The sequence below is a fragment of the Lysobacter sp. 5GHs7-4 genome (genome assembly GCF_021284765.1).
In the GTDB taxonomy this organism is placed as follows: domain Bacteria; phylum Pseudomonadota; class Gammaproteobacteria; order Xanthomonadales; family Xanthomonadaceae; genus Lysobacter.
In genome coordinates this window covers 1,742,961-1,763,559 of the sequence record NZ_CP089924.1, presented here as the reverse complement: position 1 = coordinate 1,763,559, position 20,599 = coordinate 1,742,961, and the positions used below count along the sequence as shown (strand labels likewise).

Here is a 20,599-nt window from a genome sequence, read left to right as displayed (position 1 = left end):
GCGCCGGCGTTCGGCTTTCTGTGGGAGCGGCGTGAGCCGCGATGGACTCCGGCAACGACGCACGCTCGAACAAACGAAAAACGCCGGGACATGCCCGGCGTTTTTCGAGTTCGAACGAATCGGACCGATCAGGTCTGCGCCGCAGGCCCGCCGATCGCGCCCGGACGGTTGTCGTCCTTGGGCAGCTTGCCCGCCTTGGCCCAGTCGGCCGGCGGACCCGGCTGGCGGCCGGCCATGATGTCGTCGATCTGGGTCGCGTCGATGGTCTCGTACTGCAGCAGCGTATCGGCCATCACGTGCAGCTTGTCCAGGTTGTCCTTGAGGATCTGGGTGGTGCGGCCGTAGGCCTTGTCGAGGATGCCGTGCACCACTTCGTCGATGCGGCGCGCGGTCTCGTTGGAGACGTTCTTGTGCTGGGTGACCGAACGGCCCAGGAACACCTCGTCCTCTTCCTCGCCGTAGGCGATCGGACCCATCTCGTCGCTCAGGCCCCACTTGGTGACCATGTTGCGCGCCATCTTGGTCGCGCGCTCGATGTCGTTGGACGCGCCGGTGGTGACCTTGTCGACGCCGAAGATCAGCTCCTCGGCGACGCGGCCGCCGTACAGCGAGCACAGCTGCGACTCGATCGCCACGCGGTTCATCGAATAACGGTCGCCCTCGGGCAGGTACATGGTCACGCCCAGCGCGCGGCCGCGCGGGATGATGGTGACCTTGTAGACCGGGTCGTGCTCGGGAACGATGCGGCCGACGATGGCGTGGCCGGCCTCGTGATAGGCGGTGAGCTTCTTCTCGTCCTCGCTCATCGCCATCGAGCGGCGCTCGGCGCCCATCAGGATCTTGTCGCGCGCCTTGTCGAAGTGCTCCATGCGCACTTCCTTGCCGTTCTCGCGCGCGGCGAACAGCGCCGCCTCGTTGCACAGGTTGGCCAGATCGGCGCCGCTGAAGCCCGGCGTACCGCGGGCGATGGTCATCGGCACCACGTCGTCGGCCAGCGGCAGCTTGCGCATGTGCACGCGCAGGATCTGCTCGCGGCCCTTGACGTCGGGCAGGCCCACCACGACCTGACGGTCGAAGCGGCCCGGACGCAGCAGCGCCGGGTCCAGCACGTCGGGGCGGTTGGTCGCGGCGATCACGATCACGCCTTCGCCGCCTTCGAAACCGTCCATCTCGACCAGCAACTGGTTTAGGGTCTGTTCGCGCTCGTCGTGACCGCCGCCCAGGCCGGCGCCGCGATGGCGGCCGACCGCGTCGATTTCGTCGATGAAGATGATGCAGGGCGCGTGCTTCTTGGCCTGCTCGAACATGTCGCGCACGCGGCTGGCGCCGACGCCGACGAACATCTCGACGAAGTCCGAACCGGAGATCGAGAAGAACGGCACCTTGGCCTCGCCCGCGATCGCGCGCGCCAGCAGGGTTTTGCCGGTGCCCGGAGGGCCGACCATCAGCACGCCGCGCGGAATCTTGCCGCCCAGCTTCTGGAACTTGGAGGGATCGCGCAGGAACTCGACCAGCTCGCCGACTTCCTCCTTGGCCTCGTCGCAGCCGGCGACGTCGGCCAGGGTCACCTTGACCTGGTCCTCGCCCTGCAGCTTGGCGCGCGAACGGCCGAAGCTCATCGCACCCTTGCTGCCGCCCTGCTGCATCTGGCGCATGAAATAGACCCAGATGCCGATGAACAGCAGCCAGGGCAGCACGTTGATCAGGATCATGCCCAGCGTCAGGCCGTTCTGCGGCGGCGCCTGCTCGATGGCGACCTTGTGGTTGATCAGGTCGTTGACCAGGTCGCGGTCGTTGGGCGCGTAGGTGACGAACTTGGTGCCGTCCTTGCGCTCGCCGTTGATCGTGGTCTTGTCGTCGGAGATGTTGACCTGCTTGATGCGGTCGCCCTGCACCTGCTGCACGAACTGGTCGTAGGCCAGCGCCTCGCTGCCGGGCGCGCGCGGGCCGAACTGCTGGAACACCACCATCAATACGACGGCGACGATCACCCAGAGCAACAGATTCTTGGCCAAGTCGTTCATTCAGTTCCTGCCTGCTGCCCGTGGGGGGCATGGTTGCCGCTGGCGCGTCTTTGCGCCGTGAGAGCGGGACGCCGGGCCGGGCCCGGATCTCGCACCTTACTTAATTTGTGCCCGCTTGCCCTGTGCCAGCGCATACACCTCCGGCGAACGCTTGCGCGAGGCCGCGGGTTTGCGGATCGAGACCTTGGCGTAACGCCGGCGCAGTTCGCGCACGTAATCGTCGAAGCCCACGCCCTGAAACAGCTTGATCAGGAACGCGCCGTCCACGCGCAGATGGCGGTCGGCGAAATCCATCGCCAGCTCCGACAGGTGCATCGCTCGCGGCAGGTCCACCGCATCCACACCGCTCATATTGGGGGCCATGTCCGACAGCACAAGGTCCACCGCCTGTCCGCCCAGGCTGGCTTCCAGCCGGGCCAGCACCTCGTCTTCACGGAAATCGCCGTGCAGGAACTCGACCCCGGCCAGGCCGGGCATCTCCAGAATGTCCAGGGCGATCACCCGGCCCTTGTCGCCCAGGGCCTGGCGGACCCACTGCGACCAGCCGCCCGGCGCCGCGCCCAGGTCGACCACGACCATGCCCGGCTTGAGCAGGCGGTCGCGCTCGACCAGCTCCTCCAGCTTGTAGGCCGCGCGCGAGCGCAACCCCTCCGCCTTGGCCTTCTTCACGAAGGGGTCGGAGAAGTGTTCCTTGAGCCAACGTTGGCTGCTCTTGCTGCGGGTTGCCATGGCGGCCGGAGGGCGGGGGGGCGGCCATGATACCCTGACGCCCCCTCCGTCCCCCGTTGCGTGCCCGAATGTCGACCCTCCTGACCTCCGCCCAGACTCGATTCCTGCGGGGACAGGCGCACGACCTCAAGGCGATGCTGCAGGTCGGCGGCAAGGGCATCACCGAGGCCCTGGTGGCCGAAATCGACCTGGCCCTGGAACACCACGAGCTGATCAAGGTCAAGGTCGGCGCAGACGACCGCGAGGTCCGCGACGCCATGATCGGCGAGATCGCCGAACGCACCGGCGCCGCCCTGGTGCAGCGCATCGGCCACACCGCCGTGCTCTACCGTCAGAGCAAGGACAAGCGTCAGATCGTGCTGCCGCGGGCCTGACCGCCGGATTCGGGCTTGGCCACGGGCGAACCTGAACGCCTGCCACCCGCCTCGATGCACCGCGTATCCCCACCCGGACGCCCAGCCCCATGCAACTGACGCTGGAAAACCCCGACCACACCTACTTCCTGCGCGGCGCCGACGGCCAGGCCGCCCTGGTCAACGACCTGCGCCTGGAGGCCAGTTTCGTGCTCTCGCCCGACCGCCTGATCGAGGGCTGGGCGGTCACCGACGTGCGCGGCCTCAGCCTGGACGATCTGGCCCCGCTGCTGGCGCTGGAACCCGAATTGATCGTGCTGGGTTCGGGCGCAAGCCAGGCCTTCCCGCCGCCGGCCACCCTGGCCGCCTGCCTGAGCCGCGGCGTCGGCCTGGAAACCATGACCAACGCCGCCGCCGCGCGCACCTTCAACGTGCTGGCCGGCGAAGGCCGCCGCGTGGTGGCCGGGTTCGTGCTGCCCGGGTGAACCCGCCGCGGGCGCTGTTGGCAGCATGGATCGCGGCCACGCTGGCCGCCTGCGCGCCGGCCCCGCCCCCTCCTACCCTGGCCGACCGCTACCAACGCTGGCAGCGAACCGCCGCGCCCGCCGCCGACGCCTACCTCGCCTACCTGCGCCAACACGGCGTGGCCGACACGCTGCCGCCCGAGCAACTGCTGCGCAGCGCGCGGCGCTGGCGCCGTTGCCACGCCGAAGAATTCGCGGTGCCGCCGCAGCGTCTATGGCCGGCGATGGTGCCGACCTTGCGCCTGGTGCGGGAGCTGCGCGCGGCCGGCCTGCTTGAACGGCCGCGCGTGGGCTCGGGCTACCGCGAACCCGCGCTCAACCGCTGCGAAGGCGGCGCCGACGGCAGCAAGCACACGGCCAACGCCGCCCTCGATTTCGACCTGGCGCCGATGGACGCGGCCAAGCGCGCGCGGCTGTGCGACTACTGGCGCCGGCACGGCGCCGCGCGCCGCTTCGGCCTGGGCTTCTACGACAGCGGCGCCATCCACGTCGACACCGCCGGGCACCGCACCTGGGGTTACGACCACACGCGCCGAAGCTCGCTGTGCAACCATGTCGACACAGACGTACCGCGTCGTCGCCGACAGGAGCCGAGCCCCGCTCCATGAGCATGCACCGCACCGACGATGCCGCCGGCGATGCGGCGCTGGGCGCGCACGAACGCGACTACCTGCGCACTCGCCTCTCGCCCACGTCCCCGGCCTTGCAGCTGGCCGGCGGCGTGGCCGTGGCGGCCGCCTGCATCGGCCTGGTCGTCGCTTCGCCCGAGCTGCATGGGTTCTGGTCGCTGTTCGGCTTCGGCGTGATCGCCTTGGTCATGCTGTTGTTCGCGCTGCACCTGTACGGCGAGCAGACCGCGTTGCGCGCGGATCTGCGACAGGGCGTCAAACGATGGAGCGCGGGGCGGGTGCACGACCGGACCCGGACGGAGGACAGCGAGAGCGGCGCGGTCAGCTACCGCGTCTACGTCGCCGTCGACGGCGATGCGGGTGCGCCGCTGGATTTCCCGATTTCGCAAGCCTGTTACGAGACCATCGCCCAGGGCGATCGCGTTCGCATCGCCTATGCGCCCAATAGCGGGCTGCTGCTAGATCTGATCGACGGCGACTACCGGTACGCGGCGGTGTCGGGGCGCCTCTAACGCGCCGAGCGAGTACGTGACCGCCGCCACGCCAAGGACGCTTACTTCTTCGGCAAATACAGCAACGGGTCCACCGGCTTGCCGTTGTAGCGCACCTCGAAATGCAGCATCTCGCGGGCGGCGCCGCTGCGGCCCATTTCGGCGATCTGCTGGCCGGACTTGACCAGCTGGCCTTCGTTGACCAGGCGGTTGCGGTTGTGGCCGTAGGCCGACAGCCAGGCGTCGTTGTGCTTGATGATGATCAGCTCGCCGTAACCGACCAGGCCCGAGCCGGAATACACGACCACGCCGTCGCTGGCCGCGCGCACCGGCGCGCCGCTGCTGCCGGCGATGTCGATGCCCTGCTTGGTCGGCTCGCCGGCGACGTAGCGGCTGAGCAGCTGACCGTCGGCCGGCCAGCGCCAGTCGATGCCGCTGCTGACCGGCGCGCTGGGGGCCGGCGGCGGACGCGTGGGCGCGGTCGCGACCGGCGGGCGCGCGACCGGCGCGGTCGGCGCGCCCGTGGCGGGCGTAACGGTGGTCGGGCGGCCCGGCACCGGGCGCGACACCGGCGGGCGCGCGGCGCTGGCGTTGCCGCCGCCCGGATACAGCTTCAAACGCTGCCCCGGATAAATCGTGTACGGCGCGCTGATGCCGTTCCACGCCGCCAGGTCGCGCGCGTCGATGCCGTTGCGGAACGCGATTCCGTACATGGTGTCGCCGCGCTGGACCACCGCGCTGGCGCCGTACTTGGGCGTGGACACGCGCACCGGCGTGCGGCTGCCGCGCGTAGGCTCGCGGGTCACGGTGCTGGAACAGGCGGCCAGTGCGAGCGCACCCGCCAGCGCCACCAAAATCGTGCCCGTCGTGATCGTGCTCGTCTTGATCGTGCCTTTCGGCCTGCGTCCTGTATCGATCATGCGCGCGCTCATGCTCCTGTCTTTGCGTGCCACCACAGCCAACCGATGCCGAGCACCACCACCGCGGTCGCGATCCAGCCCACCGGCTCGATGTAGCGACGCAGCGCGGCCTCGGCGCGCGGCCCGCCGATCCGGATCACCAGCGCCAGCAGGAACACCCGCTTGCCGCGACCGATCAGCATGCTCAGCACGTATTGCAGCATGGGAACGCCGACGATGCCCGACGCCCAGGTGAACACCTTCATCGGAATCGGCATGAAGCCGCCGATCACCAGGAAGGTGAACACCGCCCACGGCGACTCGGCCATCTTGGCCTGCACCGTGGCGATGCCCGCCTCGATGTTGTCCAGCATGCCCAGCGCCGCGAACATCGGCTTCAGGGCCTCGAACGCGTAATGCCCCAGCGCGTAACCGACCAGCGCGCCGGCCATCGAGCCGATCAGGCTCAAGGTCGCGAACCAGAACGCGCGCCTGGGCTGGGCCACGCACATCGGCGCCAGCATCACCTCCGGCATCACCGGAAAGATGATCGCTTCGATGAAGCTCAAGCCGGTCAGGTAAGCCGGGGCGTGACGGTGGCCGGCCCAGGCCAGCGTGCGCTCGTAGAGCGGACCGAAAATCTTCACTCAGTGTCCTTGTCGCGCGGCGCGCTCAATCGATCATGCCCGACAGCAGCGGCACGAACACCACCGGCGCCAGCGTGGTTTGGCTGACGTTGCCGTCGGCGTCCTTGCGCAATTGCAGCAGCGACTGCGATGAGGACGCGCCGACCGGCGCGATCAGGGTGCCGCCCGGCGCCAGCTGCGCGGTCAGCGCGTCGACCAGCGCCGGCGCGGCAGCGGTGACGATGATGGCGTCGAAGGGGCCGTTCTCGGGCCAGCCGATGCGGCCGTCGTCGTGCTTGCTGCGCACGTTCAGGCCCAACTGGCGGAAGCGCTTGCGCGCGGTGCGCAGCAGCTCGCCGATGCGCTCGACGGTGTGCACCTCCAGGCCCAGCGCGGCCAGGATCGCGGCCTGATAGCCCGAGCCGGTGCCGATCTCCAGCACCTTGCCGGGCACGCCGTCGGCGAGCAGGGCCTCGGTCATCTTCGCCACCACCCAGGGCTGCGAGATGGTCTGGCCGTGGCCGATCGGCAGCGCGGTGTCCTCGTAGGCGCGCGTGGCCAGGGCCTCGTCGACGAACAGGTGGCGCGGCACGGTGCGGATCGCGTTGAGTACGCGCTCGTCGCCGATGCCGTTGTCGCGCAGGCGCTCGACCAGGCGGTCGCGCACGCGCTGCGAGGTCATGCCGGTGCCGATCGCCTCGGGCTGCAGCCGCATGCGCACGCTCATGCGCTCCGCTCCAGCTCGGCGGCGAGCCCGCCGACCCAGCTGGCGACCTGGTCCAGGGCCTGATAGCGGGTCAGGTCGACATGGATCGGGGTGATCGAAATGCAGCCGCGGCGCAGGGCGTGGAAATCGGTGCCCGGGCCGGCGTCCTGCTCGGGACCGGCCGCGCCGATCCACCACCACTGGCGGCCGCGCGGATCGCGCTGCGGGATGCAGGCCTCGGCGCGATGGCGGTTGCCCAGGCGGGTGACCTCGAAACCGGCGATCTCGCCCCAGGGCAGATCGGGCACGTTGACGTTGAGGATGGTGTCGGCCGGCAGCGGGTCGGTGCGCAGGCGGGCGATGATTTCCACCGCCGCGCGCGCCGCGGTTTCGTAGTGCTTGCCGTCGTGGTCGACGGTCTGCAGCGACATCGCCAGCGCCGGCAGGCCCAGGAAACGGCCTTCCATCGCCGCGGCGACGGTGCCCGAATAGATCACATCGTCGCCGAGGTTGGCGGTGTTGTTGATGCCGGACACCACCAGGTCGGGCTCGGCCTCGAGCATGCCGGTGATGGCGACGTGGACGCAGTCGGTCGGGGTGCCGTGCACGCGCCAGGTCGAGTCGTCCAGCTGGTGCACGCGCACCGGCGCATCCAGGGTCAGCGAATTGCTCGCGCCGGAACGGTCGCGGTCGGGGGCGACCACCAGCACTTCATGGCCGGCCTCGCGCAGGGTCTGCGCCAGGACGCGGATGCCGGGGGCGTCGACGCCATCGTCGTTACTCACGAGAACTCGCATGGACTCCCTTGCGTTACCGCACTGCTTCGAAACGGGGTGGGCACCGGAGCGGGCGGAACCTAGGTCCAGCGCAACCCCGGAAGCGCGCGAATCGGCGCACGCGACCATGATAGCCGATGGGCGTTACCGGCTCCCGCGCGGCTGCGCGGCGTGGACCGGCACGGCGCGATCGGGGCGGTTGCGGCCAGGATCGGAAAAGAGCCGCGAACGTCGCTGTGAGGTAGGAGCGGCTGGCGACGGGCACTAGTCGGGCGTTCCATCGCCCCTGGAGGGATATCGCGGCTTACGCCGCTCCCACAGGAGGCTAGAGGCGCCGGTTCGCAAGTCGCTGTGCACGCGCTTGCTACCATCCGCGCATGGCCGACGAACGCGACGAAGACGACGCCGAACTGTTCCGCTCCGCGATCGGTCCGGTGCGGCGTCTGCCCGAGGCGGCGCTGCCTCCCAGCGCGCCCAAGCCCAAGCCGCGCGCGCGCATGGCCGAGCGCGACGAGGCGGCGGCGCGCGAGGAATTCCGGCACGCGCTCGACGCCCACCTGCCCGGCGGCGGCGAACTCGAATCCGGCGATGCCCTGTCCTACCGCCGCGACGAACTGCCGCCGCGGGTGTTCCAGCGCCTGCGCCGCGGCGAGATCTCCGCGCAGGAGGAACTGGACCTGCACGGCAGCGACGTGCGCGAGGCCGAAGCGCTGCTGCGCGCCTTCCTGCGCGACGCGCACGAGCACGGCCTGGGTTGCGTGCGGGTGATCCACGGCAAGGGCCGTCGCGGCACCGATTACGTCGACAGCCGCGGGCTGCCGGTGCTGAAGAACCTGGTCGACCGCCTGCTGCGGCAACGCGGCGACATACTGGCCTTCCACTCCGCGCCGCCCACGCAGGGCGGCACCGGAGCGGTGCTGGTGTTGCTCGCGCCGCCGGTCAGGCGGCGCTGAGCAGGGTCAATCCTCGGTGTGCTTGGCCAGCGGCTTGCGCGGCACGTTGACCCAGGTCACATCGATGCCGCGGCGGCGCGCGATGCGTTCCACCTGGGCCATGTAGAGCTCGTCGTTGTCCATGATGGACGGCGCTTTCTGCGGCGCCACGTAGGCGCTCTTGGTGCTGTGCCCGGCGCAGGCGGCCAGACCCAGAACGGACAGCGACAGCAGGGCGACTTTCCAGGACGCGTTCATATTCCCGTCTCCTGAGGCATGCAGCGCCCGGCACCATTGCCGGTCGCACCTCCGGTATACGCCGGCGTTTCGGAGCGACCAGTGCCGCCCGTTGCTTTCCGACGAACGGTCGATCAGGGCCGAATCAGCGTAGCGATTTCGCCCAGCTCGGCGAGCACGACGGTGGCATAGGCGCCCGCCGGCAGCACGAAATCCAGTTCCAGCGCGTCGCCTGCGGCGCCGTCGAGCCAACGCCAAGCCAGCGCCTTGGGCTGCAGACGCAGCGCGCGCCGTTCCTGGTTGAGGCCGGCCTGCTCCAGGCCCGCGCGCAACGCGGCGGCGTCCTCGCCGGTCAGCGCGGCCAGCTCGGCCTGGGCCGCGGCATCGCGGCTGCGCAACTCGCCGCGGCCCCACAGCGGGCCGCTGGGATGGATGTCGAACGCGGCCAGCCGTGCGGCCAGGGCGTCGTCGAACGGCTCCGGGCCGAACACGCTGCGGCTTCCGTCCAGCATCCAGACCTCGCCGTCCAGCGGCCGGTCCCAGCACTGCGCGCTCACGCGCGCGGCCAGCACCCGGTTGAACAGTTCCGAGCGCGCCGCCGACAACAGCAGGCTGCGCTGCTCGCGCCGCATGCGCCTGCCGGCGAACATCGCCAGCGCATTGGCGACGTTGTCGCCGTCGCGGCCGAAACGCTGCTCGCCGAAGTAATTGGGCACGCCGCGCGCGGCGATCGCGCGCAGACGGGTTTCGATCGCGTCGCGGTCGCCTTCCAGCTCGCGCAGGGTCAGCACGAAGCGGTTGCCGGCCAGCGCGCCGCGCGGCAGTTTCTTGGCATGCCAGGTGCTCTGGAGCACGCGCAGGCGCTCGCCGGATTCGGTTTCGCTGTGCAGGGTCGCCGGATCCGGCGCCACGCGCTTGGGCAGATGCACGCTGAAACGCTGGCGAGTCAGCGCATGGCGGTCCTTGAGACCGGCGTAGCCGATCGCCAACTCGCCGACACCGGCCCAGGCGGCGATCCGCTTGGCCGCGAAGGCGGTGTTCATGCCGCGCTTCTCGACGGTCAGCAGCAGATGCTCGCCGCTGCCGCTGGGCTCGAAGCCGGGCAGTTCCTCGACCTGAAAATCCTCGGCCACTGCGCGGATGCGCGCGCGCAGCACCGGCGCGCCATGGGCGCGCGCCAGGACCGGCTCGGCGCTCACGCCGGCACCAGCAGGCAGATCGCGGTCGCGGCGATGCCCTCGCCGCGGCCGGTGAAACCCAACTGCTCGCTGGTGGTGGCCTTGACGCTGACCGCGTCCAACGCGATGCCCAGATCGGCCGCGATCGCCTCGCGCATCGCCAGCGCGTGCGGACCGACCTTGGGCCGCTCGCAGACCACGGTGACGTCGGCATTGCCGACGCGGTAGCCGCGCTCGCCGATCAGTTCGTTGCAGTGGCGCAGGAAACGACGGCTGTCGGCGCCGCGCCAGCGCTCGTCGCTGGGCGGAAAATGCCGCCCGATATCGCCCAGCGCCAGCGCGCCGAGCATGGCGTCGCAGAGCGCATGCAGCACCACGTCGCCGTCCGAATGCGCAAGCACCCCGCGATCGTGCGGCACCCGCACCCCGCCCAACATGACGTGGTCGCCATCGCCGAATGCGTGAACGTCGTAGCCTTGGCCGATGCGCATGAGTGGCTGCCGCCTGATGGAATAGGGGCAATTATGACGAAAATCGCGGGGGTTCCGTTGGTTCCGTCGCTCCGTCGGCTCGCAGCCCCTTGCGTGCTCGTGCTTTTTTGCCGTCATTCCCGCGAAGGCGGGAATCCAGGGACTTCAGCGCGACCGCTAGCGAAACGGCCCCTCCCGAATAAAGACGGCAACTGCGTTTGCCGTGACCAGCGAGTGGAAATCAACCGTCATTCGCGTATGGCCCTGAAGCCACTGGATTCCCGCTTTCGCGGGAATGACGACCAAGAAGAGCCCAATAGTCGGTAGCCCTAGCGGCGTCGTTCTTTTTGCCGTCATTCCCGCGAAGGCGGGAATCCAGGAACTTCAGCGCGACCGCTAGCGGAGCGACCCAACCCGGATAAAGAACGGCGATCGCTTTACCCTGATCGGTGAGCGGCCCAAACCCGTCAAACCTTGCCCAGCAAATACTCCGCCAACGCCAGATCCGCCGGCGTCGTCACCTTGAGGTTGTCCTCGCGCCCTTCCACCAGGCGCGGATGCAGGCCCGCGTACTCCATCGCCGACGCCTCGTCGGTCACGACCAGACCAGCAACGGCGGCGTCGCGCAGCGCGGCGGTCAACGCGCCGCGTCGGAACGCCTGCGGCGTGAACGCACGCCACAGGCCGTCGCGCGGCTCGGTGGACAGGATGCGGCCGTCGTGGGCGCGCTTGAGCGTGTCGCGCAGCGGCGCGCCCAGGATCGCGCCGTCCGGCTCGGCTTCGGCCGCGGCGATCAGGGCGTCGATGTCCGGACGGCGCAGATTCGGCCGGGCCGCATCGTGCACCAGCACCAGCGCATCGTCGCCCACCGTGTCCGGCAGCGCGCGCAAGGCCGCGAGCACCGAATCGGCGCGTTCGCCGCCGCCGACGCAGCGCAGCACCGGCTTGCCCTGGCGCTCGCTCCAGCCCGGCCAGCGCGCGTCGTCCGCGGCCAACGCGATCATCGCGCCGGCCACGCGCGGATGCGCGAGCAAGGCGTCCAGCGCATGCGCGATCAGCGGCTTGCCGGCCGCGACCAGGTATTGCTTCGGAATCTCACCGCCGAAACGGCTGCCGCGGCCGGCGGCGGGCATCACCGCCCACACCGGCGCGCTCATCGGCGCGCCTCCACGCCCATACCGCCTCGGCTGCGACTCGAAGGCATCACCGCGCTCGCTGGCGCGTCGCCGCGGCTGCGGCCCGAAGGCATCGCCGCCATCACGGCGTCGGCGCCGCGTCGGCCGGCGCGGCCTGGGCGGTGCTGGGATTTTCGGGTTCGACCACGCGGTAGAAGGTCTCGCCGGGCTTGATCATGCCCAGCTCGCTGCGTGCGCGTTCCTCGACCGCAGCCTCGCCGGACTTGAGATCCTCGACCTCGGCCGCCAGCGCCGCGTTGCGCTGGCGCAGTCCGCCGTTGTCGTGGGTCTGCGCCTGCACCTGCTGTTGCAGGTCGGCCACCGAACGGCTGCCGCCCTGGCCCATCCACAGGCGGTACTGCAGGAAGGCGAGCAGGCCCGCCAGGATCACCACCAGCACTCGCAGCCAGCGCATGTCCGCCCTCCCCGTTCGCTCAGCGCTTCAAGGACACGAACGCGTCGCGGCCGGCATAGCGGGCCGCGGCGCCGAGCTGTTCCTCGATGCGCAGCAACTGGTTGTACTTGGCGACGCGGTCGCTGCGGCACAGCGAGCCGGTCTTGATCTGCGTGGCGGTGGTGGCCACGGCGATGTCGGCGATGGTGGTGTCCTCGGTTTCGCCGGAACGGTGCGAGACCACGGCCGCGTACTTGGCCGCGTCGGCCATCGCGATCGCTTCCAGGGTTTCGGTCAGGGTGCCGATCTGGTTGACCTTGATCAGGATGGCGTTGGCCACGCGCTGATCGATGCCTTCCTTGAAGATCTTGGGATTGGTCACGAACAGATCGTCGCCGACCAGCTGCACCTTGTTGCCGACCTTCTCGGTGAGCAGCTTCCAGCCGTGCCAATCGTCCTCGGCCATGCCGTCCTCGATGGTCACGATCGGATACTGCGCCGCCCAGTTGGCCAGGAAGTCGACGAACTGCTCGCTGGTCAGACGCTTGCCCTCGCCGACCAGATGGTACTTGCCGTTGTCGTAGAACTCGGTGGACGCCACGTCCAGGCCCAGGAGGATGTCCTCGCCGGCCTTGTAACCGGCCTTGCCGATCGCTTCCAGGATGGTTTCCAGCGCTTCCTCGTTGCTGCGCAGGTCGGGCGCGAAGCCGCCTTCGTCGCCGACCGCGGTGCTCAGGCCGCGGCCCTTGAGCACGGACTTGAGCGCGTGGAACACCTCGGCGCCGGCGCGCAGCGCCTCGGCGAAATTGGTCACGCCCACCGGCAGGATCATGAACTCCTGCAGGTCGACGTTGTTATCGGCGTGGGCGCCGCCGTTGATGATGTTCATCATCGGCACCGGCAGCACCGGCGCGCGGCCGTTGGCCAGGTACTGCCACAGCGGCTGCTTGCGCGAGGCAGCGACCGCGTGCGCGTTGGCCATCGACACGCCCAGCAGCGCGTTCGCGCCCAGGCGGCCCTTGTTCTCGGTGCCGTCCAGGTCGATCAGGCGACGGTCCAGGCCGGCCTGATCGGCGGCGTCGAAACCGGTCAGCGCCTGCGCGATCGCGGTGTTGACGTTCTCCACCGCCTTGCGCACGCCCTTGCCCAGGTAGCGGGTCTTGTCGCCGTCGCGCAGTTCCACGGCCTCCTTGCTGCCGGTGGACGCGCCCGAGGGCACCATCGCGCGGCCGAAGCTGCCGTCGGCGAGGGTGACCTCGGCTTCCAGCGTGGGGTTGCCTCGGCTGTCGAGGATTTCGCGGGCGTGGATCTGGGTGATCGTGGTCATGGGCGGGGAATGGACCGGAGATTGAGGGTATGGAATGAAATTAGCGGCGGCGACGCAAGTTCGTCAGGGTTCGGGCGCGACGCGCGCCATCGCCGCGGCCAGCTCGGGCGCGGTCTGACAGCGTCCGTCGCTGACGCCGGCGATCTCGCTGGCGACCACGGCCACGGCCTTGGCGCGCAGCAGATCCTGGCGCACGGTGCCGCCTTCTTCGCTGGCGAACAGGCCCAGCGCGACGATCAGGGACTGGGTCTGGCCGGCGCTGCCGGCGGGGTTGTCGCGCGCGGACAGCACGGTCAGGTGGGACGAGCCGAGCACGCTGGAGGCGGCCACCACCAGGCTCGGATAACGGCCGGCGGCATGAATCCGCGCCGCGACCTTGGCACCGCCGAGGCTCTGCATGTAGGGACCGACGCACTTGTACAGTTCGCCGGCGCGCTGGCCCAGCTCGATCGCAAGCGCCTCGTCGCCGGACTTGGACGATTCGACGGCGGCCGCAGCGGTCGGCGGCGGCGCGGCCGACGCCGCGAACGCCATCACGACGCCGGCGAGCGCGGCCAAACGCAGGCCGCGCCGTCTGTCGCCGCCGGCGCCCATCAGAACGAACTCTCGAGGAAGCCGTTCTTCTTGGTGATGCGGTCCAGCTCGACCAGCGTCTCCAGCAGCGCGCGCATCTTCGGCAGCGGCACCGCGTTGGGGCCGTCGGACAAAGCCTCCTCGGGGCGCGGATGGGTTTCCATGAAGATGCCGGAAATGCCCACCGCCATCGCCGCGCGCGCCAGCACCGGCACGAACTCGCGCTGGCCGCCGGACTTGCCGTCCATGCCGCCAGGCAACTGCACCGAATGGGTCGCGTCGAACACCACCGGACAGCCGGTGTCGCGCATCACCGACAGCGAGCGCATGTCGCTGACCAGGTTGTTGTAGCCGAAGCTGGCGCCGCGCTCGCAGGCCATGATCTGTTCGTTGCCGACGGCCTTGGCCTTGGCGGTGACGTGCTTCATCTCCCAGGGCGACAGGAACTGGCCCTTCTTGATATTGACCGGCTTGCCGGCGCGCGCCACGTTCTGGATGAAATCGGTCTGCCGGCACAGGAAGGCCGGGGTCTGCAACACGTCGACGACCGAGGCGACCTCGTCCATCGGCGTGTATTCGTGCACGTCGGTCAGCACCGGCAGATCGAGCTGGCGCTTGACCTCGGCCAGCACCTTCAGGCCTTCCTCCATGCCCGGGCCGCGGAAACTCGTCGCCGAGGTGCGGTTGGCCTTGTCGAAGCTGGACTTGAAGATGAAGGGAATGCCGAGCTCGCCGGTGATCTCCTTGAGCTGTCCGGCCACGTCGAGCTGCAACTGCATCGACTCGATCACGCAGGGACCGGCGATCAGAAAGAACGGTTGATCCAGGCCGACGTCAAAACCGCAGAGCTTCATGGTGTGTTTCCAATGGGACAGAGCCCGATCAGGGGCCGGTCAGGAGGCCGATCCGGAAGCCAACTTGGCGATCCGGCGACTGCGTACATGCTTCGCCGTGCCGACCACCAGCACGACCACGGTGATCAGCAACAACGGCACTTCGATCGCCAGCGTGCCGAGCAGGAACCACATCGCCACCATCGCATAGGCGTCGCCCGCGCCGGTGGATTGCTGCCAGTAGTGATACAGCCCGGCGCTCAACAGCGGCACGGCCAGACAGGCCGTCGCCAGCCAGGCGCCGAGTTTCAGCGCCGTGGAGCTGGCGGGCGCGGCCTGCGCGGCCTGCGTCATCCCCGCACTTCCTTCAACAGCTTGCCGCCAGCCTTGGCCTCGCGCGCGGCGCGCACGAAACCGATGAACAGCGGGTGGCCATCGCGCGGCGTCGACAGGAATTCCGGATGCGCCTGGCAGGCCAGGAACCACGGGTGCTGCGACTTGGGCAGCTCGACCATCTCCACCAGCAGGTCGTCCATGGACTTGGCCGCGATCACCAGGCCGGCGTCCTCGAGCTGGGTGCGGTAGCGGTTGTTGAACTCGTAGCGATGGCGGTGACGCTCGCCGACCACGTCCTTACCGTACAGCTCGCGCGCCAGCGTGCCCGGCTTGATGCGCTGATCCTGCAGGCCCAGGCGCATGGTGCCGCCCAGGTCGCTGTCCTCGCTGCGGCGCTCGACCTCGCCGGTGGCGGTGCGCCACTCGGTGATCAGGCCGATCACCGGATGCGCGCTGGCCTTGTCGTTCTCGGTGCTGTTGGCGCCGTCCAGGCCGGCGACGTGGCGTGCGTAATCGACCACCGCCGCCTGCATGCCGTAGCAGATGCCGAAATACGGCACGGCGTTTTCGCGCGCATATTTGGCCGTGGCGACCTTGCCCTCGAAGCCGCGGTCGCCGAAGCCGCCGGGCACCAGGATGCCGTCGACATCCTTCAGCGACTCGATGCCGTCGCGCTCGATCTCGCTGGATTCCAGCCACTTCAGCTTGACCTTGGTACGCTGGCGCAGGCCGCCGTGCTTGAGCGCTTCGGCCAGCGACTTGTAGGCGTCCTGGTGATCGATGTACTTGCCGACCACCGCAATCGTCACCTCGTCGACCGGATGCTCGGACGCGTCCACCACTTCGTGCCATTCGCGCAGATCGGCCGGGCCGGAGTCCAGACGCAGGCGCTCCAGCACGATCGCATCCAGGCCCTGCTCGTGGAACCACTGCGGCAGCTTGTAGATGTTGTCCAGATCCACCGCCGAGATCACCGCGCGCTCGGGCACGTTGGTGAACAGCGCGATCTTGCGGCGCTCGCTGTCGGGCAGCGGCTGCTCGCTGCGGCACAGCAGCACGTCGGGCTGGATGCCGATGGAGCGCAGTTCCTTGACCGAATGCTGGGTCGGCTTGGTCTTGAGCTCGCCGGCGGCGGCGATAAACGGCACCAAGGTCAGATGCATGAACAGCGCGTACTCCGGGCCGCGCTCGGTGCGCAGCTGGCGAATCGCCTCCAGGAACGGCAGCGACTCGATGTCGCCGACCGTGCCGCCGACCTCGACCAGGGCCACGTCGAAGCCTTCGGTGGCCTCGACGATGCAGCGCTTGATCTCGTCGGTGATGTGCGGGATCACCTGCACGGTGCCGCCCAGGTAGTCGCCGCGGCGCTCCTTGCGGATCACGTTCTCGTAGATGCGGCCGGTGGTGATCGAGTTCTTGCGGCTGAGCCGGGTGCGCAGGTAGCGCTCGTAATGGCCCAGGTCCAGGTCGGTCTCGGCGCCGTCGTCGGTGACGTAGACCTCGCCGTGCTGGAACGGGCTCATGGTGCCCGGATCGACGTTGATGTAGGGGTCGAGCTTCATCATCGTCACGCGCAGGCCGCGCGCTTCGAGGATGGCCGCCAACGAGGCTGCCGCAATGCCCTTGCCTAGCGAGGACACCACGCCGCCGGTGACGAAAATCAGGGGAGTCATGGTTTTACTGCCGCTGGAAAGCCGTAGTTTACCGGCAAGGCGACCGGCCCGCGACTGCTTGACAGGGCGCCGGACCGGGCCTATTCGGCGCAAAGTCAGGCAGGACAAGGCTTTAGGCGTCTTGAACGCAGCGGCGGCGGCGCCCTCCCGTCGGCTTTGCGCTAGGAGCGGGGTGAGCCGCGACCGGCGCGGGCCGCTCAGTTCGCGGTCGCGGCTCACGCCGCTCCTACCCCAGACCGGGCACCGGCGACGGCCTCAGGCCAGCTTGGCGCCGCGCTCCTCCAGCAACGTCCGCAGCACCGACCGGTGGCAGCGCGCCTCGTCCTCGCAATAGCAGCCGACCGAGAAGTCGCTGTCCAGGGACAGCGACGCCAGCAGTTGCAGCGCGTGGCTGGCGTCCGGCGCGGCCATCTCGGCCTTGTACTTGCGCACGAACGCGTTCCATTGCGCCGGCGTCTGCGCGTCCAGGGCCTGCTTGACGGTCTCGGCGCTGGGCGCGAGGTTCGGGAACCAGACGTCGTACCAGTCCTGGCGCGCGAATTCGCTCTTGGGCACGCCGCGCGGCGGCCGCCGCACGGTACCGATGCGCAGGCCTTCGCCGGGCGTGCGCGGGCTGCCGAGTCTGACGATACGTACGGCCATGGCGTCTCCTAGCCGGGTCCGGCCTCATCGCGCCGCGGCGCCGGTGCGTGCGCGGGCCAGGTGCGTCGCGCATCACGATAGCCCAGGGCGATATCCGCGGCCAGGACCGCGCGGCACACGGCCATGGCGAACAGATCGCGCCCGTCCTGAGCGAGCGCCTCGGCCGGCCTCGCGCCGCCGCTTACTCGACCACGCCTATCATCGGCCCGAGCTTGGGGCCGGAGTCGTAACGGCGCAGCGCGGGCGCGTACAGGCCCGAGATCGCGCCGTCCAGGTACAAGGCGTCCGAACACTGGAGCGTGTCGCGGAAATACAGCGCGAACTCGTACAGGGTCACCGGGTTGTCGCTGATCACGAAGTAGGCGATGTCGCCGCGCACACCGACGCCGTTGCGGATCTGGCGCGACTTCGAGGCCGGATCGAAACGCGGATGGACGGTTCCGTGATGCAGCAGCAACGGCCCGGATTGGGTGGCCAGCCGCACGCCCGCGGCCAGCGCCGGATACTGCGAGGACTCGACCACTTTCGGCCCGTCCGCGCCGACCAGGAACACGCCGTTGGGCTTGAGGTAGAAGTTGCCCTCGCCCTCGGCCAGATTCAGCGGCGCCCGCTCGCGGCCATCGGCCACATACAGGCCCACCGGCGAGTAGTCGGGTTCGTACATGCCGGCGTTCATGGCGAAACGCAGGCGCTTGCCCTGCGGTTTCAGCCACGCCTCCAGGCGCTTGAGGCGGTGCAGCGGCTGGCCGCGCTCGTCGTCGAGGAACAGGCGCAGGTCGTCGCGGCGCGTGTCCACCGGCATCACGGTGTAGTGCGGCTCGCGTGCGTGCGCGAAACCGAAGAACGCGGCCAGCGCGAGTAGGAAGCCTGCTTTCATGGCCGCCATCCTAGCGCCAGGCCCGCGAAGTCGGAGCGGCCGCCGTCCGAAGGCCGGACGCTGCCGACCCGGGCCCTCGATCAACCGGGCAGCTCCTCCCACCGTACCTCTGGCACCCACAGCTGCGTCCAGCGGCCGATCTTCTGTTCGCGGCTCAAGCGCTGCGGCGAGGCCGGTACCCAGGCGGCGAACTCGTCGCGATTATCGAGGCAGCCGGCGTTCACCGCCGCGTAGTCGCGTCCGTCCTGGGCGTAGGTCACCGCCACCAGCACGCCGCAGCGGCCGCAGAGGCGGAACAGCGCCGCTTCCGAGCCCTGGCGGTAGGACCGCAGGCATTGCGGGTCCGACACGCGGATCGTCAGCGCGCCGGCGGGATCGGACACATAGGCCGCGCCGTGCATGCGGCAGTAGCTGCAATCGCAAGCGCGCGGCGCGGTGTCGGCCGGCGCCAAGGCCGTGCGGTACACCAGCCGCAACGCGCCGCAGTGGCAGCCGCCGTGAAGCTCGACGGCGCCTGGCGCCGCATCGTCGACGCCGTCGCCCATCCGCTCACCCCACCAGGAAGTCGAAGATCTTGGCGCCAGACGACAGATCGGCGCGGTAGAACTCGGTATAGCCGCAGGTCTCGCAGCTGACGTATTTGAACTTGTTGGTGGACACGTCCAGCACGGACGACACCAGGCCGCCCGCCGCGCGCAATTCGCCTACCGTGCAGGACTCGCCATTGCATTTGAGGCAGCGAAACGACGACATGACTCGCTCCTGTGTGAAGGATCAGGGCGTGCAACGGTACTTCGCGAACTCCGACAGCCGCGCGGTCAACGAACCGCCGTCCTGCCAACGGATGTCGAGTATCGCCCAGCGGCCGCGCTGCTTTTCCAACAGCACGGTGTCGGTCCAGCGCACATCATCGTAGGCCAAGATGACCGAAACCCGCGCGACATCGCCCTGCACGCGCTGCGACGCCTCCAGCATCGTCTTGGCGCCGTCCGGCGCCAGAAAGAACGGGCTCTGGTCGATCATGTGCGGCTTGATGTCGGCGGCGACGATACGCGCGCAGGCGCGTTCGTATGCCTCATAGGCGCGCAAGGCCCGATACAGTTCCTCGCCCAGGAACGGCGCCATCGCGGCGAACCGCTCCCGCCGGGGCTCGGGCGGATCGGGGTAGATGAGCCGGTCGTAAAAATCCGCGACCACCCGTACGGGCCGATCCCCAGCCAGGGCCATGCCCGGAACGCCGGCCATCAGGCTCGCCAACATCGCGGCCGCGAACCGACTACGCAGATCGGCCATGCCCTCTCCCGTGAGCGCTAGCTCAGCGCCGCCGCCACGCCGGCCACGTAACACAGCAGCGAAACGCTGATGCCGATCAACGGCGCCCTGAACCAATAGATTTTGCCGACGATCAGCAGCCCGCCCAGCGTCAGCGCGCCCACGGCCAGCAGGTAGACCGAGGAGAACAGCAGGTCGGGATGCGCGATGGCCAGATAGCCGTAGATCGCGCCGTACAACAGCGCCGCCATGCTGTGGCTGACGTTGAAGCCGACCCAGAAGTCCCACATGCTCGCCCGCCCGGTGATCCCGGGCGAGACCTCGCGCATGCGCGCCAGCAACGCCGGATCGCGCGGCTTGAGTTTGGGACCGACGAAGGTGATGACGAGGTGGATCGCGCCCAGCGAGAACAACACGGCGGCGCTGACGACCAGCAGTACGGTGGCTAGCATGCATTCCCCCAGGTTCTGCGGCATTTTATGCCGACTCGTCCCTGTGCAACAGCGCCTGCGTGGTCCGATGATCGATCGGCGCCGAGGTGTGTTCGTGGAAGATTTTCCACACACCCTGTTCGCGACGCAGCATCGCGCTGATGCGGTTGCTCAGCGAGCGCAGCGGCCGGCCGTCGGCGGCGTGGCCGGTGTAGGTGAGGATCGCGTGGCCCATCGCCAGGTCGCCGTCCGCGGCGCCATCGACCCCGTCGAAATCCACCACGACGTACTCGTCGCCCAACGAGGCGAACCACTCCGTCGCCATGGCCCGCCAGGCCGGCAGGCCCTGCAAGGTCCAGCGCCCCCACATGTCGAACACGTGCACGTCTTGCGCGTACAGCGCCACGAACGCCTCCACGTCCTTGGCCCGCACCGTGGCGCGGTAGGCCTGCAACGCATGCAGGAATGGGGCTGGGCCCTGGTTCATCGCAT

The 20,599-nt window shown here is 69.2% G+C and carries 28 protein-coding genes; 5 read left to right on the top strand and 23 right to left on the bottom strand.

All coding sequences use genetic code 11. The features are described 5' to 3' along the window. Positions 1–128: 128 nt before the first annotated feature. Together ftsH and rlmE are read right to left on the bottom strand one after the other, a co-directional pair. Positions 129–2,024 (bottom strand): ATP-dependent zinc metalloprotease FtsH, encoded by a 1,896-nt coding sequence (gene ftsH / locus LVB77_RS07800; RefSeq protein ID WP_232909582.1) that lies wholly within the window; start codon positions 2,022–2,024, stop codon positions 129–131. 96 nt (positions 2,025–2,120) lie between these two features. Beyond that, complete coding sequence (gene rlmE, locus LVB77_RS07795) at positions 2,121–2,753, bottom strand: 23S rRNA (uridine(2552)-2'-O)-methyltransferase RlmE (RefSeq protein WP_232909581.1); 633 nt, start codon at positions 2,751–2,753, stop codon at positions 2,121–2,123. A 68-nt stretch (positions 2,754–2,821) separates the two neighbouring features. Here rlmE and yhbY point away from each other — a divergent pair, with 68 nt between their 5' ends. The 4 genes from yhbY to LVB77_RS07775 all read left to right on the top strand — a co-directional run bounded on the left by yhbY (position 2,822) and on the right by LVB77_RS07775 (position 4,771). Beyond that, positions 2,822–3,127, top strand: coding sequence for a ribosome assembly RNA-binding protein YhbY (gene yhbY / locus LVB77_RS07790; RefSeq protein WP_232909580.1), 306 nt, complete (start codon positions 2,822–2,824; stop codon positions 3,125–3,127). Positions 3,128–3,216: 89 nt separating this feature from the next. Next, positions 3,217–3,591 (top strand): Mth938-like domain-containing protein, encoded by a 375-nt coding sequence (locus tag LVB77_RS07785; protein ID WP_232909579.1) that lies wholly within the window; start codon positions 3,217–3,219, stop codon positions 3,589–3,591. Between the two features lie 17 nt (positions 3,592–3,608). Beyond that, positions 3,609–4,238: a D-Ala-D-Ala carboxypeptidase family metallohydrolase gene (locus LVB77_RS07780; protein WP_232909578.1), complete on the top strand. Its 630-nt coding sequence runs from the start codon at positions 3,609–3,611 to the stop codon at positions 4,236–4,238. Then, positions 4,235–4,771, top strand: coding sequence for a hypothetical protein (locus LVB77_RS07775; RefSeq protein WP_232909577.1), 537 nt, complete (start codon positions 4,235–4,237; stop codon positions 4,769–4,771). The genes LVB77_RS07780 and LVB77_RS07775 overlap by 4 nt, the downstream gene beginning before the upstream one ends. A gap of 41 nt (positions 4,772–4,812) precedes the next feature. On the opposite strand, the gene LVB77_RS07770 is transcribed toward LVB77_RS07775, so the two are convergent. Genes LVB77_RS07770 through surE form a run of 4 tightly spaced genes read right to left on the bottom strand, consistent with a single transcriptional unit; the run spans position 4,813 to position 7,778 of the window. Then, positions 4,813–5,670 carry a peptidoglycan DD-metalloendopeptidase family protein gene (locus tag LVB77_RS07770; RefSeq protein ID WP_232909576.1) on the bottom strand — a complete coding sequence of 286 codons (858 nt, stop codon included), beginning with the start codon at positions 5,668–5,670 and terminating at the stop codon, positions 4,813–4,815. A gap of 8 nt (positions 5,671–5,678) precedes the next feature. Further along, complete coding sequence (locus tag LVB77_RS07765) at positions 5,679–6,296, bottom strand: YqaA family protein (RefSeq protein ID WP_232909575.1); 618 nt, start codon at positions 6,294–6,296, stop codon at positions 5,679–5,681. Between the two features lie 25 nt (positions 6,297–6,321). Beyond that, the gene (locus LVB77_RS07760) at positions 6,322–7,002 is read right to left on the bottom strand and encodes a protein-L-isoaspartate(D-aspartate) O-methyltransferase (RefSeq protein WP_232909574.1); all 681 of its coding nucleotides are present in this window, start codon (positions 7,000–7,002) and stop codon (positions 6,322–6,324) included. Continuing rightward, complete coding sequence (gene surE, locus LVB77_RS07755) at positions 6,999–7,778, bottom strand: 5'/3'-nucleotidase SurE (RefSeq protein ID WP_232909573.1); 780 nt, start codon at positions 7,776–7,778, stop codon at positions 6,999–7,001. Before surE ends, LVB77_RS07760 begins: the two co-directional genes overlap by 4 nt. A 356-nt stretch (positions 7,779–8,134) precedes the next feature. On the opposite strand from surE, the gene LVB77_RS07750 reads away from it, so the two are divergent. After that, positions 8,135–8,710 (top strand): Smr/MutS family protein, encoded by a 576-nt coding sequence (locus LVB77_RS07750; RefSeq protein WP_232909572.1) that lies wholly within the window; start codon positions 8,135–8,137, stop codon positions 8,708–8,710. A 6-nt stretch (positions 8,711–8,716) separates the two neighbouring features. Here the strand turns inward: LVB77_RS07750 and LVB77_RS07745 are convergent, their stop codons facing one another. From LVB77_RS07745 to LVB77_RS07665, 17 genes are all read right to left on the bottom strand, one after another. After that, positions 8,717–8,947 carry a hypothetical protein gene (locus LVB77_RS07745; RefSeq protein ID WP_232909571.1) on the bottom strand — a complete coding sequence of 77 codons (231 nt, stop codon included), beginning with the start codon at positions 8,945–8,947 and terminating at the stop codon, positions 8,717–8,719. A gap of 113 nt (positions 8,948–9,060) precedes the next feature. Continuing rightward, positions 9,061–10,125: a tRNA pseudouridine(13) synthase TruD gene (gene truD / locus LVB77_RS07740; protein ID WP_232909570.1), complete on the bottom strand. Its 1,065-nt coding sequence runs from the start codon at positions 10,123–10,125 to the stop codon at positions 9,061–9,063. Then, positions 10,122–10,595, bottom strand: coding sequence for a 2-C-methyl-D-erythritol 2,4-cyclodiphosphate synthase (ispF, locus tag LVB77_RS07735; RefSeq protein WP_232909569.1), 474 nt, complete (start codon positions 10,593–10,595; stop codon positions 10,122–10,124). Before ispF ends, truD begins: the two co-directional genes overlap by 4 nt. Before the next feature lie 446 nt (positions 10,596–11,041). Further along, on the bottom strand, positions 11,042–11,731 hold the full coding sequence (ispD, locus tag LVB77_RS07730; protein ID WP_232909568.1) for a 2-C-methyl-D-erythritol 4-phosphate cytidylyltransferase: 690 nt from the start codon (positions 11,729–11,731) through the stop codon (positions 11,042–11,044). 100 nt (positions 11,732–11,831) lie between these two features. Next, positions 11,832–12,164, bottom strand: coding sequence for a cell division protein FtsB (gene ftsB, locus LVB77_RS07725; RefSeq protein WP_343226226.1), 333 nt, complete (start codon positions 12,162–12,164; stop codon positions 11,832–11,834). 19 nt (positions 12,165–12,183) lie between these two features. Beyond that, the gene (gene eno / locus LVB77_RS07720) at positions 12,184–13,470 is read right to left on the bottom strand and encodes a phosphopyruvate hydratase (protein ID WP_232909567.1); all 1,287 of its coding nucleotides are present in this window, start codon (positions 13,468–13,470) and stop codon (positions 12,184–12,186) included. A 63-nt stretch (positions 13,471–13,533) separates the two neighbouring features. Continuing rightward, positions 13,534–14,064, bottom strand: a complete 531-nt coding sequence (locus LVB77_RS07715; protein WP_232909566.1) for a hypothetical protein — start codon at positions 14,062–14,064, stop codon at positions 13,534–13,536. Further along, on the bottom strand, positions 14,064–14,897 hold the full coding sequence (gene kdsA / locus LVB77_RS07710) for a 3-deoxy-8-phosphooctulonate synthase (protein ID WP_232909565.1): 834 nt from the start codon (positions 14,895–14,897) through the stop codon (positions 14,064–14,066). The genes LVB77_RS07715 and kdsA overlap by 1 nt, the downstream gene beginning before the upstream one ends. Positions 14,898–14,936: 39 nt before the next feature. Continuing rightward, on the bottom strand, positions 14,937–15,230 hold the full coding sequence (locus LVB77_RS07705) for a hypothetical protein (RefSeq protein WP_232909564.1): 294 nt from the start codon (positions 15,228–15,230) through the stop codon (positions 14,937–14,939). Next, positions 15,227–16,885, bottom strand: a complete 1,659-nt coding sequence (locus LVB77_RS07700) for a CTP synthase (RefSeq protein WP_232909563.1) — start codon at positions 16,883–16,885, stop codon at positions 15,227–15,229. Before LVB77_RS07700 ends, LVB77_RS07705 begins: the two co-directional genes overlap by 4 nt. A 255-nt stretch (positions 16,886–17,140) precedes the next feature. Beyond that, a complete protein-coding gene (locus LVB77_RS07695; protein WP_232909562.1) occupies positions 17,141–17,527 on the bottom strand; it encodes a DUF488 family protein in 387 nt (128 codons plus the stop codon). Positions 17,528–17,708: 181 nt separating this feature from the next. Further along, entirely contained in the window at positions 17,709–18,404 is a 696-nt protein-coding gene (locus LVB77_RS07690; RefSeq protein WP_232909561.1) for a phosphodiester glycosidase family protein, read from the bottom strand. Between the two features lie 80 nt (positions 18,405–18,484). Then, positions 18,485–18,949, bottom strand: coding sequence for a GFA family protein (locus tag LVB77_RS07685; protein ID WP_232909560.1), 465 nt, complete (start codon positions 18,947–18,949; stop codon positions 18,485–18,487). Positions 18,950–18,953: 4 nt separating this feature from the next. Then, entirely contained in the window at positions 18,954–19,157 is a 204-nt protein-coding gene (locus LVB77_RS07680; RefSeq protein WP_232909559.1) for a zinc ribbon domain-containing protein, read from the bottom strand. Positions 19,158–19,178: 21 nt separating this feature from the next. Then, positions 19,179–19,697 (bottom strand): YbjP/YqhG family protein, encoded by a 519-nt coding sequence (locus tag LVB77_RS07675; RefSeq protein WP_232909558.1) that lies wholly within the window; start codon positions 19,695–19,697, stop codon positions 19,179–19,181. Between the two features lie 17 nt (positions 19,698–19,714). Next, a complete protein-coding gene (locus tag LVB77_RS07670; protein ID WP_232909557.1) occupies positions 19,715–20,128 on the bottom strand; it encodes a hypothetical protein in 414 nt (137 codons plus the stop codon). Between the two features lie 25 nt (positions 20,129–20,153). Further along, positions 20,154–20,594, bottom strand: a complete 441-nt coding sequence (locus LVB77_RS07665) for a nuclear transport factor 2 family protein (RefSeq protein WP_232909556.1) — start codon at positions 20,592–20,594, stop codon at positions 20,154–20,156. Between the last annotated feature and the right edge of the window lie 5 nt (positions 20,595–20,599).

What these genes read in the sequence shown, in the direction of transcription:
- ftsH (WP_232909582.1), bottom strand. Translation starts at nt 2,024, where the DNA reads ATGAACGACTTGGCCAAGAATCTGTTGCTCTGGGTGATCGTCGCCGTC.
- rlmE (WP_232909581.1), bottom strand. Translation starts at nt 2,753, where the DNA reads ATGGCAACCCGCAGCAAGAGCAGCCAACGTTGGCTCAAGGAACACTTC.
- yhbY (WP_232909580.1), top strand. Translation starts at nt 2,822, where the DNA reads ATGTCGACCCTCCTGACCTCCGCCCAGACTCGATTCCTGCGGGGACAG.
- LVB77_RS07785 (WP_232909579.1), top strand. Translation starts at nt 3,217, where the DNA reads ATGCAACTGACGCTGGAAAACCCCGACCACACCTACTTCCTGCGCGGC.
- LVB77_RS07775 (WP_232909577.1), top strand. Translation starts at nt 4,235, where the DNA reads ATGAGCATGCACCGCACCGACGATGCCGCCGGCGATGCGGCGCTGGGC.
- LVB77_RS07770 (WP_232909576.1), bottom strand. Translation starts at nt 5,670, where the DNA reads ATGATCGATACAGGACGCAGGCCGAAAGGCACGATCAAGACGAGCACG.
- LVB77_RS07760 (WP_232909574.1), bottom strand. Translation starts at nt 7,002, where the DNA reads ATGAGCGTGCGCATGCGGCTGCAGCCCGAGGCGATCGGCACCGGCATG.
- surE (WP_232909573.1), bottom strand. Translation starts at nt 7,778, where the DNA reads ATGCGAGTTCTCGTGAGTAACGACGATGGCGTCGACGCCCCCGGCATC.
- LVB77_RS07750 (WP_232909572.1), top strand. Translation starts at nt 8,135, where the DNA reads ATGGCCGACGAACGCGACGAAGACGACGCCGAACTGTTCCGCTCCGCG.
- LVB77_RS07745 (WP_232909571.1), bottom strand. Translation starts at nt 8,947, where the DNA reads ATGAACGCGTCCTGGAAAGTCGCCCTGCTGTCGCTGTCCGTTCTGGGT.
- ispF (WP_232909569.1), bottom strand. Translation starts at nt 10,595, where the DNA reads ATGCGCATCGGCCAAGGCTACGACGTTCACGCATTCGGCGATGGCGAC.
- ispD (WP_232909568.1), bottom strand. Translation starts at nt 11,731, where the DNA reads ATGAGCGCGCCGGTGTGGGCGGTGATGCCCGCCGCCGGCCGCGGCAGC.
- ftsB (WP_343226226.1), bottom strand. Translation starts at nt 12,164, where the DNA reads ATGCGCTGGCTGCGAGTGCTGGTGGTGATCCTGGCGGGCCTGCTCGCC.
- eno (WP_232909567.1), bottom strand. Translation starts at nt 13,470, where the DNA reads ATGACCACGATCACCCAGATCCACGCCCGCGAAATCCTCGACAGCCGA.
- LVB77_RS07715 (WP_232909566.1), bottom strand. Translation starts at nt 14,064, where the DNA reads ATGGGCGCCGGCGGCGACAGACGGCGCGGCCTGCGTTTGGCCGCGCTC.
- kdsA (WP_232909565.1), bottom strand. Translation starts at nt 14,897, where the DNA reads ATGAAGCTCTGCGGTTTTGACGTCGGCCTGGATCAACCGTTCTTTCTG.
- LVB77_RS07705 (WP_232909564.1), bottom strand. Translation starts at nt 15,230, where the DNA reads ATGACGCAGGCCGCGCAGGCCGCGCCCGCCAGCTCCACGGCGCTGAAA.
- LVB77_RS07700 (WP_232909563.1), bottom strand. Translation starts at nt 16,885, where the DNA reads ATGACTCCCCTGATTTTCGTCACCGGCGGCGTGGTGTCCTCGCTAGGC.
- LVB77_RS07695 (WP_232909562.1), bottom strand. Translation starts at nt 17,527, where the DNA reads ATGGCCGTACGTATCGTCAGACTCGGCAGCCCGCGCACGCCCGGCGAA.
- LVB77_RS07690 (WP_232909561.1), bottom strand. Translation starts at nt 18,404, where the DNA reads ATGAAAGCAGGCTTCCTACTCGCGCTGGCCGCGTTCTTCGGTTTCGCG.
- LVB77_RS07685 (WP_232909560.1), bottom strand. Translation starts at nt 18,949, where the DNA reads ATGGGCGACGGCGTCGACGATGCGGCGCCAGGCGCCGTCGAGCTTCAC.
- LVB77_RS07680 (WP_232909559.1), bottom strand. Translation starts at nt 19,157, where the DNA reads ATGTCGTCGTTTCGCTGCCTCAAATGCAATGGCGAGTCCTGCACGGTA.
- LVB77_RS07675 (WP_232909558.1), bottom strand. Translation starts at nt 19,697, where the DNA reads ATGGCCGATCTGCGTAGTCGGTTCGCGGCCGCGATGTTGGCGAGCCTG.
- LVB77_RS07670 (WP_232909557.1), bottom strand. Translation starts at nt 20,128, where the DNA reads ATGCTAGCCACCGTACTGCTGGTCGTCAGCGCCGCCGTGTTGTTCTCG.
- LVB77_RS07665 (WP_232909556.1), bottom strand. Translation starts at nt 20,594, where the DNA reads ATGAACCAGGGCCCAGCCCCATTCCTGCATGCGTTGCAGGCCTACCGC.